Consider the following 14,004-nt stretch of genomic DNA (forward strand, 5'->3'; position numbering starts at 1 on the left):
GGCGGGCTAGGAGCGGACATGGCGAACAGGCCGCGCGGCAACGAGGCCGACTACGTGGTCGTGGGGTCCGGCAGCTCGGGGGCCGCGATCGCGGGCCGCCTGGCGGAGTCCGGCGCGAGCGTGATCGTGCTGGAGGCCGGCAAGAGCGACGAGCAGCTGCTGGTCCGCAAGCCCGGGCTGGTCGGCCCGATGCACGCGGTGCCGCAGCTGAAGAAGCTCGTCGACTGGGGCTACTACTCGGTGCCGCAGAAACACGTTCTCGATCGGCGAATGCCGGTGCCCCGCGGCAAGGTGGTCGGCGGCTCCAGTTCGATCAACGGCATGGTGTACGTGCGCGGCAACCGCGCCAACTTCGACGCCTGGGCGGCCGAGGGCAACACCGGCTGGGACGCCGACAGCGTGAACGCGGCGTACAAGCGGATGGAGGACTTCGAGGACGCCGAGAACGAGTTCCGGGGCGCGGGCGGGCCGATCCGGATCACCCGCAGCAGCATGCCGCAGGAGGCGTCGCTCCAGTTCGTCGAGGCCACCGCCGGCGCTCTCGGCTGCCCGGTCGTGGACGACTACAACGCCGAGTCCCAAGAGGGCGTCAGCCGGATGCAGCAGAACGCCGCGCACGGCCTGCGCTACAGCGCCTCGCGCGGCTACATCCACCATCTCGCGCCGCCCACGCTGGAGCTCCAGTCCCGCGTGCTGGTGCGGAAGGTGATCATCGAGAACGGACGCGCGGTCGGCGTCGAGGTCACCGACGCCGACGGCACGCAGCGTTCCGTTCGCGCCGGCAAGGAGGTCATCCTCGCCGCCGGCTTCATCGGCTCCGCCCAGCTGCTCATGCTCTCCGGCGTCGGCCACGCCGAACACCTGAAGGACAACGGCATCACGGTGATCGCCGACCTGCCCGTCGGCGACAACCTGCACGACCACATGTTCCACGCGCTGACGTATCACGTGACGTCGAGCCGGAACAGGGGCACCGGCCCGTACTACGCGCGTGGCCTGCTCAAGGAGTTGACGCGGCCCGGCACCAGTTTCCTGGCCAACACGGTGTTCGAGGCGGTCGCGTTCCTCAAGACGTCGCAGGCCGACGGGATCCCCGACCTCCAGCTCCAGGTACTGCCGTGGGCGTACGTCTCCCCCAATCAGGACGCGCCGATCCGGCACGACGTGGACAAGCGGCCCGCGCTCACCGTGCTGACGACGCTGATCTACCCGCGCAGCCGCGGCACGCTCCGCCTGGCGTCGGCAGATCCGACCGCGACGCCGCTGATCGACTTCCAGTACCTGGCCGATCCCGGCGACCTGGAGGTGCTCGGCGAGGGCTCCGAGATGGTGCGGGAGATCTTCGGCTCGCCGGCGTTCCAGGGCGCGGCCAGGGAGGAGATCCACCCCGGCACGCAACTCAAGGGCCAGGCGCTGCGCGACGCCATCCTCAACCGCGCCACCTCGGTGTACCACGGGGTCGGCACCTGCCGGATGGGTGTCGACGAGCTCGCGGTCGTCGGCCCGGACCTGAAGGTCCGCGGCGTCGACGGGCTGCGGGTGTGCGACGCATCGATCATGCCGTCGATCACCGGCGGCAACACCAACGCGCCCTGCATCATGATCGGCGAGATGGGCGCGCGACTCGTCCTCCAGGGCACGTGAGAAGGAGCGGACCCATGACCCTCACCCCGCTCGAACTCACCCGCCCGGCCACGGTGACCGACGCCTTCCTGAGCCGGCTGGTCGCCCGCGTGCCGGGCCAGGACCGTGCGCCCTGGCCGCTCACCGAGGTCTACACCGGCGAGGTGCTCGTCGAGCTGCCGCAGTCCTCGCCCGATGAGGTCGCGCGGGCGTTCGCGGTTTCCCGGGCGGCGCAACGGAAGTGGGCGGCCACGTCGGTGCGGGACCGGCTGGCCGTGTTCAAGCGGGCCCACACGATCTTCGTCGACAACGCGCGGACGGTCGCCGACCTGATCCAGGTCGAGAGCGGCAAGAACCGGCGGATGGCGATCGAGGAGACCTGCGATCCGCCGATGGTGATGAGCCACTACCTGAAGCGGGCCGCCAGGCTGCTGGCACCGAAGCGGCGCGGCGGCCCCGTGCCGATGCTGTCCAACTCGACGGAGATCCGGCAGCCCAAAGGTGTCGTCGGCATCATCGCGCCGTGGAACTTCCCTTACGCCACCGGCATCTCCGACGCCCTGCCGGCGCTGATGGCCGGCAACGGGGTGGTGTTGAAGCCGGACAACAAGACCGCGCTGTCGCCGCTGTACGGCGTGCAGATGCTGGAGGAGGCCGGGCTTCCCGAGGGCCTGTTCCAGGTGGTGTGCGGCGAGGGCCCCGACGTCGGCCCGTCGCTCATCGACCACGCCAACTACGTCATGTTCACCGGCTCCACCGCCACCGGCAAGGTGATCGGCGAGCGGGCCGGCCGCAACCTCATCGGCTGCTGCCTCGAACTCGGCGGCAAGAACCCGATGATCGTGCTCGACGACGCCGACATGGCCGAGACCGTGCAGGGCGCGGTGTTCGGGGCGTTCGGCAACACCGGCCAGATCTGCATGCACATCGAGCGGATCTACCTGCCGGAGTCGCGGTACGACGAGTTCAAGAGCGCGTTCCTGGCCAAGGCCAAGGCATTGGACGTCCGCGCCGCCTACGACTTCGGCCCCGACATGGGATCGCTCGTCTCCGTCGACCAGATGCAGCGCGTCAAGTCCCATGTCGACGATGCCGTGGCCAAGGGCGCCACCGTGCTCTGCGGCGGCAAGCCCCGCCCCGACCTCGGGCCGGCGTTCTTCGAGCCGACGATCCTCGAGGGCGTCACCCAGGACATGGTGTGCGGCGTGACGGAAACCTTCGGACCCGTGGTGGCGCTGCACAAGTACCGTACGATTGACGAGGCCGTAGCCCTGGCCAACGACACCGAGTACGGCCTCAACGCCTCCGTCTGGGGTCGCGACGTCGCCGCCGCGCGCTTGGTGGCAGCGCGGATCGAGTCCGGCAACGTCAACATCAACGACATCCTCGCCACGGCTTTCGCCGCCAAGGGCACGCCGTCGGGCGGCTTCAAGAAGTCCGGCGTCGGTGTGCGGCACGGCGATCAGGGCCTGCTCAAGTACACCGAGGTGCAGAACATGGCCGTGTTGAAGAAGCAGGTCATGGGCGCGAAGCCGGGCCAGGACTACGAGAAGTACATCAAGGGGATGCTCTCCAGCCTGAAGATGATGCGACGGCTACGGATTCGGTAGCCGCCCGTTTGACGGTCCTGATCACGGGCGCTGTCTCGACGTGCGCAATCGCGGGCAGCGCCGCCACCCGTGTGGTCAGGTATCGGTAGAGCTCGCGCTGGTTCGCGCACACCACGCTCGCGCAGAGATTCGTCGGGCCGGTCGTGGCGGCCGCGAAGGCGATCTCCGGGTGCGCGGCCAGCGCCTCGCCGGCCTCCGTCAGGTACGCCGGGGCGACCGACAGCCAGAGCACGGTTCGCGGCCCCACCCCGAACATGCGCCCGTCGACGTCGATGTCCAGGTACAGCACGCCTCGTTCGCGCAGCTCGGTCATCCGCCGCCGGACCGTCGTCGGCGACCAGCCCGTGACCGTCGCCAACTGCTCGATCTCGGCCCTGCCGTCGGCCGCCAGCGCGGCCAGCAGCTTCCGGTCGCCGTCATCGAGCCGTACCGGCCCCGGCCGGCGCTCGATCGGCGGCGGCGTCAGCCGCTCGATCGCCTCCTCGTCGAGCGACCCGAGCTTGGCGACCAGGCTGTCGGGGCCGCCGTAGAAGGCGTGCAGCACGGAGTGTGCGGTGACGCCCTCCACGCGCGGGGTGCGGGGAAGCTTGGCCAGCAGCAGGGTTTCGCTGTCGGCTTCGCTCTCCGTACGGACCGTGCAGGTGATCTCCGTGCCGCCCGAGGTCAGGCTCACCCAGGACGTGTCCGGTCGCCGCGCCAGCGCCTCCGCAACCTGGACGGCCGCCGACGGCGAGCAGCGGACCCGGAGGAACCAGTCCATCGCGCCGAGCGCGATCGAGTCGACCGCGCCGATCACCCGTAGCGCGCCGGACGACCGCAACCTGGCGTAGCGGCGGGCGATGGTGCGATCCGACACACCCAGCACTTCGCCGATCAGGCTGAACGGCGCTCGCCCGTTGACCTGGAGGGCGTGCACCAGCTGCCGGTCCAGCTCGTCGTAGTCGGATTCCACCGTTGCGACAGTATCGAACGTCGGATATCGCCGCAATCGGCCCCGTTTCTGGCTCGGTGGACCCCACCGAGCCGAGGGTTGGCCATACCAACCCAAGGGGAGGATTTCCATGGACACCGAGGTACTGGTCGTCGGCGCGGGGCCGACCGGCCTGATGACGGCCAGCGAGCTGCTGGTGGCGGGGGTGGCGGCCGTGGTGGTCGACAAACTGCCTCGGCGCAGCGAGTTGTCGCGGGCCGGCGGCGTGCAGGCCCGCACTCTGGACGCTCTCGACCAGCGTGGCCTGCTCGAACCGCTGCTGGCCACCGGCGACTACCCCACCGGCGCCGGCCACTTCGCCGGCATCCACTTCTCGCCCGCCCACTTCGAGGACCGCCTCCTGTGGCGCTCCGTGCCACAGGTGGCGATCGAGGCGTTCTTCGAGGACCACCTTGCCACCCAGGGCCTGCACGTCCGCCGCGATCACGATCTCGTCGGCCTGGACCAGGACGATGACGGCGTCACCGCGACTTTCGCCGACGGCACGACCATCCGCAGCCGCTATCTCGTCGCCGCCGACGGTGGCCACAGCACCGTGCGTTCGTTGCTGCGCGCCGACTTCCCCGGCCGTCCGGGCACCATGACCGTCGTCGCCGCCGACGTCCGGCTGAGCGGTGCCGGTCAGAAGATGTCGCACACCTGGGGTGCCGACGGCACCTGGGCCGCGCTGTTCCCCCTCGGCACCGACCCCCAGGGCCGCCCCCTGCTGCGCCTCGCCTTGGGCGGCCCCAACCGCTCGCTGCCCCGGGACGTCCCCATCACCGACGACGAGCTCCGCGACGGCCTGGACACCGTCTTCGGCTCGACCGTCCAGCTGGAGGAGGTGGTGTACGCCCGCCGCATCACCAACGCCGCCCGCCAGGTCGCCCAGTACCGGCATGGCCGCGTGTTCCTCGCGGGCGACGCCGCCCACGTGCACCTTCCGCTCGGTGCGCAAGGCATGAACACCGGCCTGCAGGACGCCTTCAACCTCGGTTGGAAGCTCGCCGCCGCCGTGCACGGCTGGGCCCCCGCCGACCTGCTGGACACCTATCACACCGAGCGCCACCTGGTCGGTGTCGGCGTGCTGCGAAACGTCCAGGCACAGAGCCTTCTCATGGACTGGGCCGGCACCCGCGACCCGGACGTCCTGGCCGCCCGCGACGTCTTCGCCGACCTGGCGCGGCTGCCGTCCGTCCAACGCCACCTCGGCGACGTCCTCTCCGGCATGGCCATCCGGTATCCCATGCCCGGCTCCCACCACCTCGTCGGCCGCCCCGCCCCCGCCTCGTCGCACGAGTTCCTCCGCACCGGCCGCGGTCTCCTGCTCGACCCGTCCGACCAGTTCGCCAAGGTCGCCGACCTCTGGTCCGACCGCGTGGATCGCGTCCGTGCCGGCGAGCCCATGCTCGTCCGCCCGGACGGCTACGTGTGTTGGGCCGGCGACCCGGAAGAGCTGGAGCCGGCGCTGGGCCGCTGGTTCGGCCCCCGCCGCTAGTCCGGTTCGGGTGGTGGCGGTGCCGCCGGCGGCACCGCCACCCTCAACTCAGCCGGGAACGTTGTCCGTGAAGTGGGTTCCCGCCGACTCGTACGCCGACACCGCGCTGTCCACCTGGGACGGGCTCATCGCCCCGCCCCCGTTGAAGTACACCCAGTTGACCTTCTCGTCCCACGTCCGCTGCCCGGTAAACGGCAGGTCGATGAACCACTCGTTGAAGTCGATGGTCATCTTGTCCCGCGGGTAGTACTTCCCGCTGCTGGTGAAGTAGACCTGACCGTCCACATAGTACGTGACGACCCCGCCGGCGACGGTCATCACCAGTGTGTGCCATCCCGCCAGGCTGGAGATCACGTTGTGGGTGACCCGGTCCATCGCGTCGGCGCTGTACCAGGTAGTCGTGTACAAGGTGGGCCCGGGCGCACCCCAGCCGCCGTTCGGCAGGTACTCGTTGTCCAACTCGCTGTACAGCGACTCGTCCGGCGTGATCGTGTAGAAGGTCTCGTTGACGTGGTCGCCGTTCTGACCACTGGTCGGCGCGTCGGTGAAGTACACCCGAGCGGCGTAGGTGCCTTCGAGGAACTTCCGCTGGGTGGTGTCGATCTCCGCCTGCGTCGTGTTGCCGGCGGTGCCGTCGGTCTTGGCCTCCAACTGCATCACCTTGCCGCCGACCGCACTCGAGTCGGACGGGAACGTGATGGCTCCAGCGGACCAGGTGTTCTGCACGCCCGGACCACCCGCACCTGTACGCACGCTCCAGCCGTGAGCCGACAGCGCCGGGTCGGAGGAACTGCTGTAGTGGAAGTCGTCGAACATCGCCGGCCCGCTCGGCGGCGGTCCGCCGGGCGAAGTCGTGGTCGTGGTGGTCGGCCCACCGCCGGCCGGCGCGCTGCCGAACGCCAACGAGCCGCCCACGTACGCGGCCACGTTGGTGTTCACCGTGTAACCGGTGTCCGCCCCGTTGAACGAATAGTCGTTGGCCTGGTTGACGTTCTGCCAGTCCTGACGGTACAGCCGGAGCTGGATGTCACCGCTGTCGGCTCCGGCCGCCACCGAGCCGCCGCTGAAGCTGATCTGGAGGTAGTGGTCGGCGGTGGCGGTCGGGGTCGGCAACATCCCGATGGTGCCGGTGATGGATGAGCAGCCGACGACCGCCCACGCGCACGCGAAGACGTACGGGCTGGTGGTGTCGGCGGTGAAGTAGTAGCGCAGGGTGACCTGGTTCAGCGCGAGCGGCGCGCTCCCGGTGTTGACGATCTTGAACCAGGGTTCGGCCTCGCCGGCGCTGGCCGGCGTGGAGGTCTTGTACTGCACGCTGAGCGCGGGCGTCGCCCCCAGCGCGGGATGGATGGCGTAGAGGCTGGCCGCCGCGCACACCGCCGCGGTCGCGGCGATGACGGCACGGCGGCGGACCCGCGGCCGGGCAGGGCTGTGGTCCATCGGTTCTCCTCGGTCGAACGACGCGTGGCGGCCCCGATCGACATCGACTGACCTTTGGTAACCCATTGGCCAGCCGGTTGCCGTACACGGTGAGCCCGCGAAAGCGCGATGTCAAGAGTCTTGACATGACCAATGGTCATGCGGAACTCTCCGTCGCCAACAGGCCAACGAGCCACCGCCTCCCCACTCCCCGCCCGGAGGACCCCGATGCCCAGACGCAGCCTCGCCGCCTTACCCCTGGCCGCCGCCCTCGCCCTCGCCGCGTGCGGCGGACCGGCCGACACGAACTCCGCCCAGGGCAAGGCCATCACGGTCTGGCTGATGGACGGCGACCTCAGCGACAAGGCGGTCGCGGCGATCAACACGGCCTTCGAGAAGGCCACCGGGGCCACGGTGACGGTGCAGGTCCAGGAGTGGGACAACATCAACACCAAGATCAGCACCGCGCTGGCCCAGGACAGCACCCCGGACGTGCTGGAGATCGGCAACACCGACGTCCCGCTGTTCGCGGCCAACGGCGCGCTGGCCGACCTCACCGACCACAAGGCGGACCTGTCCGCCGGTCAGGACTGGCTGCCGGGACTTGCCGGTCCCGCCACCGTGGACGGCAAGATCTACGCGGCGCCGCTGTTCGCGGGCAACCGCGCGGTCGTCTACCGCAAGTCGATCTGGGCCAAGGCCGGCGTCACGACACCGCCGACCACGTATGCCGAGCTCACCGCCGACCTGGACAAGGTCAAGGCGGCCAACCCCGACCCGGCGTTCTCCGCCTTCAACTTCCCCGGCCAGTACTGGTACGGCGCACTGCAGTTCGTCTGGGACGCGGGCGGCCAGCTGGCCACACAGGACGGTCCTAAGTGGACCGGCGCGCTGGAGAAGCCGGCCGCGCAGCAGGGGCTCAAGGCGTGGCAGCAGTTCCAGAACACCTACTCCGGCGCGGCCTCGCGCAACGTCGACACGAAGGCCCCGGACCAGGCGGCGATGTTCGCCCAGGGCAACACCTCCGCGATCCTCGACACGAGCGTGAACACCATCCTCAAGGACAATCCGTCGATCAAGGACGACATCGGCACCTTCCCGTTCCCCGGCGCCGCCCCCGGCAGGACGCAGCCGGTTTTCCTCGGCGGCTCGGACCTCGGCATCGCGGCCAAGTCCCACAACCAGGACCTCGCGCTCAAGTACCTGAAGACGGCCGCCGACCCGAACGTGCAGAAGTCGGCGATCGCCGGCATCGACGGCTGGACGCCGGTCTCCACCCAGATCATCGACCAGGTCACGCCCTCGCTGCCGCCGCTGAGCGCCGCCTTCTTCGCCGCCGCCAAGTCCTCCGGCGCGACGCCGGCCACCGCCGGCTGGGCGACCGTGGAGAGCGACAAGTCGATCAACACGTTCTTCGCCGACATCGCGACCGGCCGCAAGTCGACGGCGGACGCGGCCAGGGACTTCGACGCCCACCTCGACCAAGCCCTGAACGCGTCGCAATGATGATCAACCTCGGGACCTCCCTCAAGACGTCGCCGCCGGCAGCAGCGGCGATGACAGTCGCCGGCGCCGAACCACCGCCCCGGCGCCGGCGACGCCCCCTCCTGCCGTACGGGCTGCTGCTCCCGGCGGCCGCGATCCTGGCCCTGACGCTCGGCTACCCGCTGCTCCGGCTGGTGCTGATCTCGTTGCAGGACTACGGATTGCGGTCCCTGTTCACCGGCGTCGTCGGCTGGGCCGGCACGGCGAACTACATCGCGGTACTCCAGTCCCCGGACCTGACCCCGGTTCTGGCGCGCAGCATCGGTTTCTGCGCCGCGCTGGTGATCGGCACGCTGGTCATCGGGCTCGGCGTGGCACTGCTGATGCGGCAGCTCGGCCGCCGCATGCGGGCGGCAGTGATGTTCGCGCTGATCGCCGCCTGGGCCATCCCGAACGTGGCGTCCACGCTGATCTGGCAGTGGCTGTTCCAGCCGGTGTACGGCGTGGTGAATTGGCTGCTCACCCGCGTCGGCGTGCTCGGCGACCTCACCCAGCACGACTGGACCACGTCCGCGTTCTCCGCGTTCACGCTGGTGTGGCTGTTGGTGGTGTGGCAGTCGGTGCCGTTCGTGGCGCTGACCCTGCACGCCGGCCTGACCCAGATCCCCCGCTCCTACTACGAAGCCGCGGCGATCGACGGGGCGGGGCCGCTACGCGTCTTCACCACCATCACGCTGCCGTTCCTGCGGCCGATCCTGGGCCTGGTCACGATCCTGTCGGTGATCTGGGACTTCACCGTGTTCAACCAGATCTGGATCCTCACGCAGGGCGGCCCGAGCGGTCGGACCACGACCCTCGGCATCTGGACGTTCACCACGGCGTTCAGCAAGAACTCCTTCGGCCAGGGCGGCGCGATCGCCGTGGTGTCGGTGGTGCTGCTGATCGCGATGACCGCCGTGTACGTGCGTCGGCTCGTCCGTTCCGGGGAGACGATATGAGGATCGCTCGTAACACCGCCGCCACGCTGTTCTGCGTGGTGTGGCTGTTCCCCGTGTACTGGATGGTGAACACCGCGTTCAAGCCGTACGGCGACATCCTCAGCACCACGCCGAGGTTCCTGCCGTTCCCGTTCACCCCGGCCAACTTCGTGGACGCGGTGACGAAGTCCGGCTTCCTCAGGGATCTGGGCAACAGCGTTCTGATCACCGCCGCAGTGGTGGCCGTGGCGATCGTCGTCGCCTTCCTCGCCGCGACGGCCCTGACCCGCTTCCGTTTCCCCGGCCGCCGCGGCTTCCTGATCGGCGTGCTCGTGGTGCAGATGGTTCCCGTCCCGGCGCTGGTGATCCCGCTGTTCCTGAGCCTGAAGTCCGTGCATCTGCTCAACACCTTCCTCGGTCTCGGACTCACCTACGTCGCCCTGGTGCTGCCCTTCACCATCTGGACGCTGCGCGGCTTCCTGCACGGCATCCCGGTCGAGCTGGAGGAGGCGGCGATGGTCGACGGCGCGGGCCGCGGCACGGTGATCCGCCGGATCCTGCTGCCGCTGGTGCTGCCCGGCATCGTCGCGACCAGCGTGTTCGCGTTCATCACGGCGTGGAACGACTTTCTGTTCGCCTATGTGGTCATGAAGGACCAGTCCGGCTACACGCTGCCGGTGTGGCTGGTGTCGTTCAGCACGAGCACCGGCACCGACTACGGCGGCCTGATCGCCGCGTCCACCCTGTTCGCCCTGCCCGTGGTGGTGTTCTTCGCCCTGGTCCAGCGCCGGCTGGTGGAGGGCATGACCGCCGGCGCGGTCAAAGGATAGGAGCTGCGACCTTGCTCATCCCCCGTCCGAACCACATCGAGCCGCTGCCGGACTGGTTCTACCTGCGGCCGGATCTCCGCATCAGCTGCGGCCCCGGCGCCGAGGCCGCCGGCGACCTGCTCGCCGGCTACCTCGGCGTGCGCGGCGGCAGCGGGGCGCCGTCGATCTGGCTGGAGCTGCGGACGACCGCCGGCGGTGTCGAGGGCTACGACCTGAACATCCAGCCGCACCAGGTGTTTCTCGCCGCCACGAGCGAACAGGGCCTGCTCAACGGCGTGCAGACGCTGCGTGCGCTGGCCCGGGACGAGTACCTCCCCTGCCTGCGGATCAAGGACGAGCCGCGGCTGCCGTGGCGCGGGGTGATGCTCGACGTCGCCCGGCACCACATGCCGCTGGAGTTCCTGCACCAGTTCGTCGACGTGCTGGCGCTGCACAAGCTCAACGTGCTGCACCTGCACCTGACCGACGACCAGGGCTGGCGGATGGAGATCGACGGCTGGCCGCGGCTGATCGACGTCGGCGCTTGGCGGTCGGAGAGCATGGCCGACGGCGTGCCGCACGGCGGCTACTACACCCAGGCCGAGCTGCGGGAACTGGTGCGGTGCGCGGCCGCCCGGGGCGTGACGGTCGTGCCGGAGATCGAGATGCCCGGTCACGTGCGGGCGGCGCTGGCCGCGTACCCGGAGTTGGGCAACTTCCCCGAGCGGCCGCTGCCGGTGTGGACGAGCTGGGGCATCAGCGAGGACATCCTCGGCGTGCACGACACCGCGCTGGAGTTCTGCCGCGAGGTGCTCCGGCAGGTCGTCGACGTGTTCCCGTCCCCGTACGTCCACATCGGCGGCGACGAGTGCCCGACGACGCAGTGGGCGACCGCGCCCTCGGCGCTGGCCCGGGCCGCCGAGCTGGGCTTCGACGACCGGGGACGGCTGCACGGCTGGTTCCTGGGCCAGATGCGCGACACGCTGCGTGACCTGGGGCGGACGGCGATCTGCTGGGCCGAGGCCGGTCAGCACGCGGGCGGCCTGCCGCCGGGCCTGGTGCTGGCCGCGTGGCGGGACGCCGAGCACGGGGCGCAGGCGGTACGCGGCGGGCACCAGGTGATCATGGCCCCGCACCGCGCCACGTACCTCGACTACCGCGAGACCGAACCGCCCGGCCGGTCGGGCATCGTCACCACGGTCGCCGACGTGTACCGGTTCGATCCCCTGGCCGGCGGCCTGCCCGTGGCCAGCGGGAACTCGCCCGGGGTGCTCGGCACGCAGGCCCAGCTGTGGACGGAGCTCGCGCCGACCCCGGACGACGTGCGGCGGCTGGCGTTCCCGCGACTCTGCGCGTTCGCCGACATGGCCTGGCACAGCGGGCCGCCCGACTACGATGACTTCCGGCGCCGGCTGGCCGGCCAGCTCGACCTGCTGCGCGCCATCGACGCCCTACCCGCCAGCATCGAGACGACCACACCGTGACCGCAGCCGAGCAGTTCGACCCCCGCAAGTCCTCGCCCAAGCGGGACGTCGTCCGCCAGCACATCCTGAGCCTGATCGAGAACACCCGGCCGGGCACCGGCCTGGCGTCCGAGCGAGAGCTGGCCCAGCAGCTGGGTGTGTCCCGGCCGACCGTGCGGGCGGCGCTGGACGAGCTCACCCGGGACGGCCTGCTGGTCCGGCAGCGCGGGCGCGGCACCTTCACCGGGCCGCACAAGGTCACCCAGGAGCTGGCCGCCGGCATGTCCGCGCCGCCGGCCGAGGGCGACTGGACCAGCTGGGTCGTCACCTTCGACGTGGACGCGGCGCTGCCGCCGACCGCTGCCCGGCTGGAGCTCGAGCCCGGCGACCCGGTGCTGCGCGTGACGCGGGTGCGCCTGGTCGGCGGCGAGCCCATCGCCATCGAACGGCTGGAGCTGCCGGCCGCGGTCGTGCCCGGGCTGGAGCCGTCGGACATGGAGTCCGGCAACTTCTACCGGCTGCTGCGGGAGCGGTTCGGGGTGCGGGTGGCCGAGGCCGTGCAGAGCATCGAGCCGTCGTTCACCAACCCCGAGCAGGCGGAACTGCTGGACGTGCCGGTGTACACGCCACTGCTCCAGATCGAGCGGACCACCCGTGACGACGGTGGGCGCGTGGTGGAGGTGACCCGCTCGGTGTACCGGGGCGACCGCTACCGGATCACGTCCACGCTCCGGTTCGACGACACGTCCGGCTAGCCGCGGCCGGCCTGCGCAAGCGGCTCCTTGGTCTCCGCGCCGAACACCTTTCCTCCCTCGGTGTCCGGAACCTGCGGGTCGGAGCTGCTGTTCACCGGGACCACCACGCCCACGCCGGTCGTGGCATCGAAGTCGGCCAGGCAGGGGCCTCCGGTCATGTCGCGGCGCATGATCAGCTGCGGGTCCGTCGGATCGGTGGCGCGGCTGTCCACTTCGGACTTGCCGGCGCAGTGCATCACCTGCTCCCCAGCCGCGGATGGGAGTCGGGGTAGCCGCGTTGACGATCTGCGAGCCGGGTTTCCGGTCTGGGGTCCACGCCGAGCTGCTTCATCCGCTCGGGTGTCCAGTGCGCCAACGCATTCGTGCGGTCCTGCGGCGTGAAATCCACCTTCGTGATCGGGATCGCCGCACCGAACGCCGGCGCGGCGCCGCAGACGGCCGCCGTTGCCTGAACGCCGAGAGTCGTCACACCGAGCCGTCGAGGGCGTCGAGCAGCCAGGTGTGGGTGACGCCCATCGGCGCGGGCTCGCCGGTGATCTGGCCGGCGAGCCGCCAGTAGCGGCGGATCCGCGGGTCCCGGTCCGGGGCGGTGCGCCGGTTGAGCGCCAGCCGGAACCGAGGGCTGTCAGCGGTGCCGAGCGCGGCGGCGTGTGCCGCGACGAATCGGTCGAGCGCAGGACCCGCCTTGGGACGTGCACCGGCCGCGACCTGCCTGGACGCCAGCTTGCAGGCGTCGCCGACGGCGGCGTGGAGCTCGGCGAGGTCGGCGATCCGGTCGTGGTTGACGAGCGTGCTGGCCCGAAGGTGGCTGGGCAGCGCGGGGTCGGCGGCGAGCAGCACCAGCTCGGCGTAGGCGACGACCTGGGCCGGGGTCGGCAGCTCCGGCGGCGGTGGGGCGCTGACGTCGAGGAACATCTGGACGCTGTCGGGCGGGATCGGGCCCGTGGTCATCGGATGCCAGAGCCGAACGAGGGTGTCGCGCGCGGAGAACCCGTCCTCGACGGCGGACAGCAGGTCCAGCCGGGCGCCGCGGTCGGTCGGCGCGGCCTCCTCGACGGCACGGAGCGCGGCGCGCCGCCAGGCCAGCGTCGCCACCTCGCGGTCGAGCTCCGCCCGCTCCGCGGCCACCGCCTCGTCGAGGGAACGCCGGCCGGCGAGGACGTCGGTGATCGACCGCAGGCCCAGGCCGAGTCCACGCAGCCGGCGGACCAGGCCGAGCCGGTCGATCGCCGCCGCGTCGAACCGCCGGTGGCCGCCGACGCTGCGCAGCGGCTCGAGGATTCCCTCGTCGCAGTAGAACCGGATCGTGCGGACGGGCACGCCGGTGCGGCGCGCCAGATCGCCGATGCCGAGTGTGTCGCCGGTCACGTTCGGTCGAACCTCCAGCCGAGTGGA

12 protein-coding genes are annotated in these 14,004 nt (G+C 70.6%); 8 read left to right on the forward strand and 4 right to left on the reverse strand.

Annotated elements, in window-relative coordinates; genetic code table 11:
- The first annotated feature begins 18 nt into the window (after positions 1-18).
- Both BCF44_RS34110 and BCF44_RS34115 read left to right on the forward strand, forming a co-directional pair.
- On the forward strand, positions 19-1,644 hold the full coding sequence (locus BCF44_RS34110; protein WP_116178573.1) for a GMC family oxidoreductase: 1,626 nt from the start codon (positions 19-21) through the stop codon (positions 1,642-1,644).
- 14 nt (positions 1,645-1,658) lie between these two features.
- Complete coding sequence (locus BCF44_RS34115) at positions 1,659-3,233, forward strand: succinic semialdehyde dehydrogenase (protein ID WP_116178574.1); 1,575 nt, start codon at positions 1,659-1,661, stop codon at positions 3,231-3,233.
- On the opposite strand, the gene BCF44_RS34120 is transcribed toward BCF44_RS34115, so the two are convergent.
- Positions 3,181-4,185, reverse strand: coding sequence for an Lrp/AsnC family transcriptional regulator (locus BCF44_RS34120; RefSeq protein ID WP_116178575.1), 1,005 nt, complete (start codon positions 4,183-4,185; stop codon positions 3,181-3,183). The genes BCF44_RS34115 and BCF44_RS34120 overlap by 53 nt on opposite strands.
- Before the next feature lie 109 nt (positions 4,186-4,294).
- Here BCF44_RS34120 and BCF44_RS34125 point away from each other — a divergent pair, with 109 nt between their 5' ends.
- Positions 4,295-5,701: an FAD-dependent monooxygenase gene (locus BCF44_RS34125; protein ID WP_116178576.1), complete on the forward strand. Its 1,407-nt coding sequence runs from the start codon at positions 4,295-4,297 to the stop codon at positions 5,699-5,701.
- A gap of 48 nt (positions 5,702-5,749) precedes the next feature.
- On the opposite strand, the gene BCF44_RS34130 is transcribed toward BCF44_RS34125, so the two are convergent.
- Positions 5,750-7,141, reverse strand: a complete 1,392-nt coding sequence (locus BCF44_RS34130) for a cellulose binding domain-containing protein (protein ID WP_116178577.1) — start codon at positions 7,139-7,141, stop codon at positions 5,750-5,752.
- A 207-nt stretch (positions 7,142-7,348) separates the two neighbouring features.
- Here BCF44_RS34130 and BCF44_RS34135 point away from each other — a divergent pair, with 207 nt between their 5' ends.
- The 5 genes from BCF44_RS34135 to BCF44_RS34155 are packed head-to-tail and all read left to right on the forward strand — an operon-like array spanning position 7,349 to position 12,609.
- Positions 7,349-8,626 carry an extracellular solute-binding protein gene (locus BCF44_RS34135; RefSeq protein WP_116178578.1) on the forward strand — a complete coding sequence of 426 codons (1,278 nt, stop codon included), beginning with the start codon at positions 7,349-7,351 and terminating at the stop codon, positions 8,624-8,626.
- Positions 8,627-8,676: 50 nt separating this feature from the next.
- Positions 8,677-9,603 (forward strand): carbohydrate ABC transporter permease, encoded by a 927-nt coding sequence (locus BCF44_RS34140; RefSeq protein ID WP_116178809.1) that lies wholly within the window; start codon positions 8,677-8,679, stop codon positions 9,601-9,603.
- A complete protein-coding gene (locus BCF44_RS34145; RefSeq protein WP_116178579.1) occupies positions 9,600-10,412 on the forward strand; it encodes a carbohydrate ABC transporter permease in 813 nt (270 codons plus the stop codon). Before BCF44_RS34140 ends, BCF44_RS34145 begins: the two co-directional genes overlap by 4 nt.
- Positions 10,413-10,423: 11 nt before the next feature.
- Complete coding sequence (locus tag BCF44_RS34150; RefSeq protein ID WP_246015906.1) at positions 10,424-11,875, forward strand: beta-N-acetylhexosaminidase; 1,452 nt, start codon at positions 10,424-10,426, stop codon at positions 11,873-11,875.
- Complete coding sequence (locus tag BCF44_RS34155) at positions 11,872-12,609, forward strand: GntR family transcriptional regulator (RefSeq protein WP_116178580.1); 738 nt, start codon at positions 11,872-11,874, stop codon at positions 12,607-12,609. Before BCF44_RS34150 ends, BCF44_RS34155 begins: the two co-directional genes overlap by 4 nt.
- Here BCF44_RS34155 and BCF44_RS34160 read toward each other — a convergent pair.
- Entirely contained in the window at positions 12,606-12,845 is a 240-nt protein-coding gene (locus tag BCF44_RS34160) for a hypothetical protein (RefSeq protein WP_116178581.1), read from the reverse strand. The genes BCF44_RS34155 and BCF44_RS34160 overlap by 4 nt on opposite strands.
- Before the next feature lie 229 nt (positions 12,846-13,074).
- Positions 13,075-13,977 carry a MerR family transcriptional regulator gene (locus BCF44_RS34170; RefSeq protein ID WP_116178583.1) on the reverse strand — a complete coding sequence of 301 codons (903 nt, stop codon included), beginning with the start codon at positions 13,975-13,977 and terminating at the stop codon, positions 13,075-13,077.
- Positions 13,978-14,004 lie beyond the last annotated feature (27 nt).

Origin of the sequence: Kutzneria buriramensis, assembly GCF_003387475.1 — a bacterium.
Taxonomy (GTDB): Bacteria; Actinomycetota; Actinomycetes; order Mycobacteriales; family Pseudonocardiaceae; genus Kutzneria; species Kutzneria buriramensis.

What these genes read in the sequence shown, in the direction of transcription:
- BCF44_RS34125 (WP_116178576.1), top strand. Translation starts at nt 4,295, where the DNA reads ATGGACACCGAGGTACTGGTCGTCGGCGCGGGGCCGACCGGCCTGATG.
- BCF44_RS34130 (WP_116178577.1), bottom strand. Translation starts at nt 7,141, where the DNA reads ATGGACCACAGCCCTGCCCGGCCGCGGGTCCGCCGCCGTGCCGTCATC.
- BCF44_RS34110 (WP_116178573.1), top strand. Translation starts at nt 19, where the DNA reads ATGGCGAACAGGCCGCGCGGCAACGAGGCCGACTACGTGGTCGTGGGG.
- BCF44_RS34135 (WP_116178578.1), top strand. Translation starts at nt 7,349, where the DNA reads ATGCCCAGACGCAGCCTCGCCGCCTTACCCCTGGCCGCCGCCCTCGCC.
- BCF44_RS34140 (WP_116178809.1), top strand. Translation starts at nt 8,677, where the DNA reads ATGACAGTCGCCGGCGCCGAACCACCGCCCCGGCGCCGGCGACGCCCC.
- BCF44_RS34160 (WP_116178581.1), bottom strand. Translation starts at nt 12,845, where the DNA reads ATGCACTGCGCCGGCAAGTCCGAAGTGGACAGCCGCGCCACCGATCCG.
- BCF44_RS34115 (WP_116178574.1), top strand. Translation starts at nt 1,659, where the DNA reads ATGACCCTCACCCCGCTCGAACTCACCCGCCCGGCCACGGTGACCGAC.
- BCF44_RS34145 (WP_116178579.1), top strand. Translation starts at nt 9,600, where the DNA reads ATGAGGATCGCTCGTAACACCGCCGCCACGCTGTTCTGCGTGGTGTGG.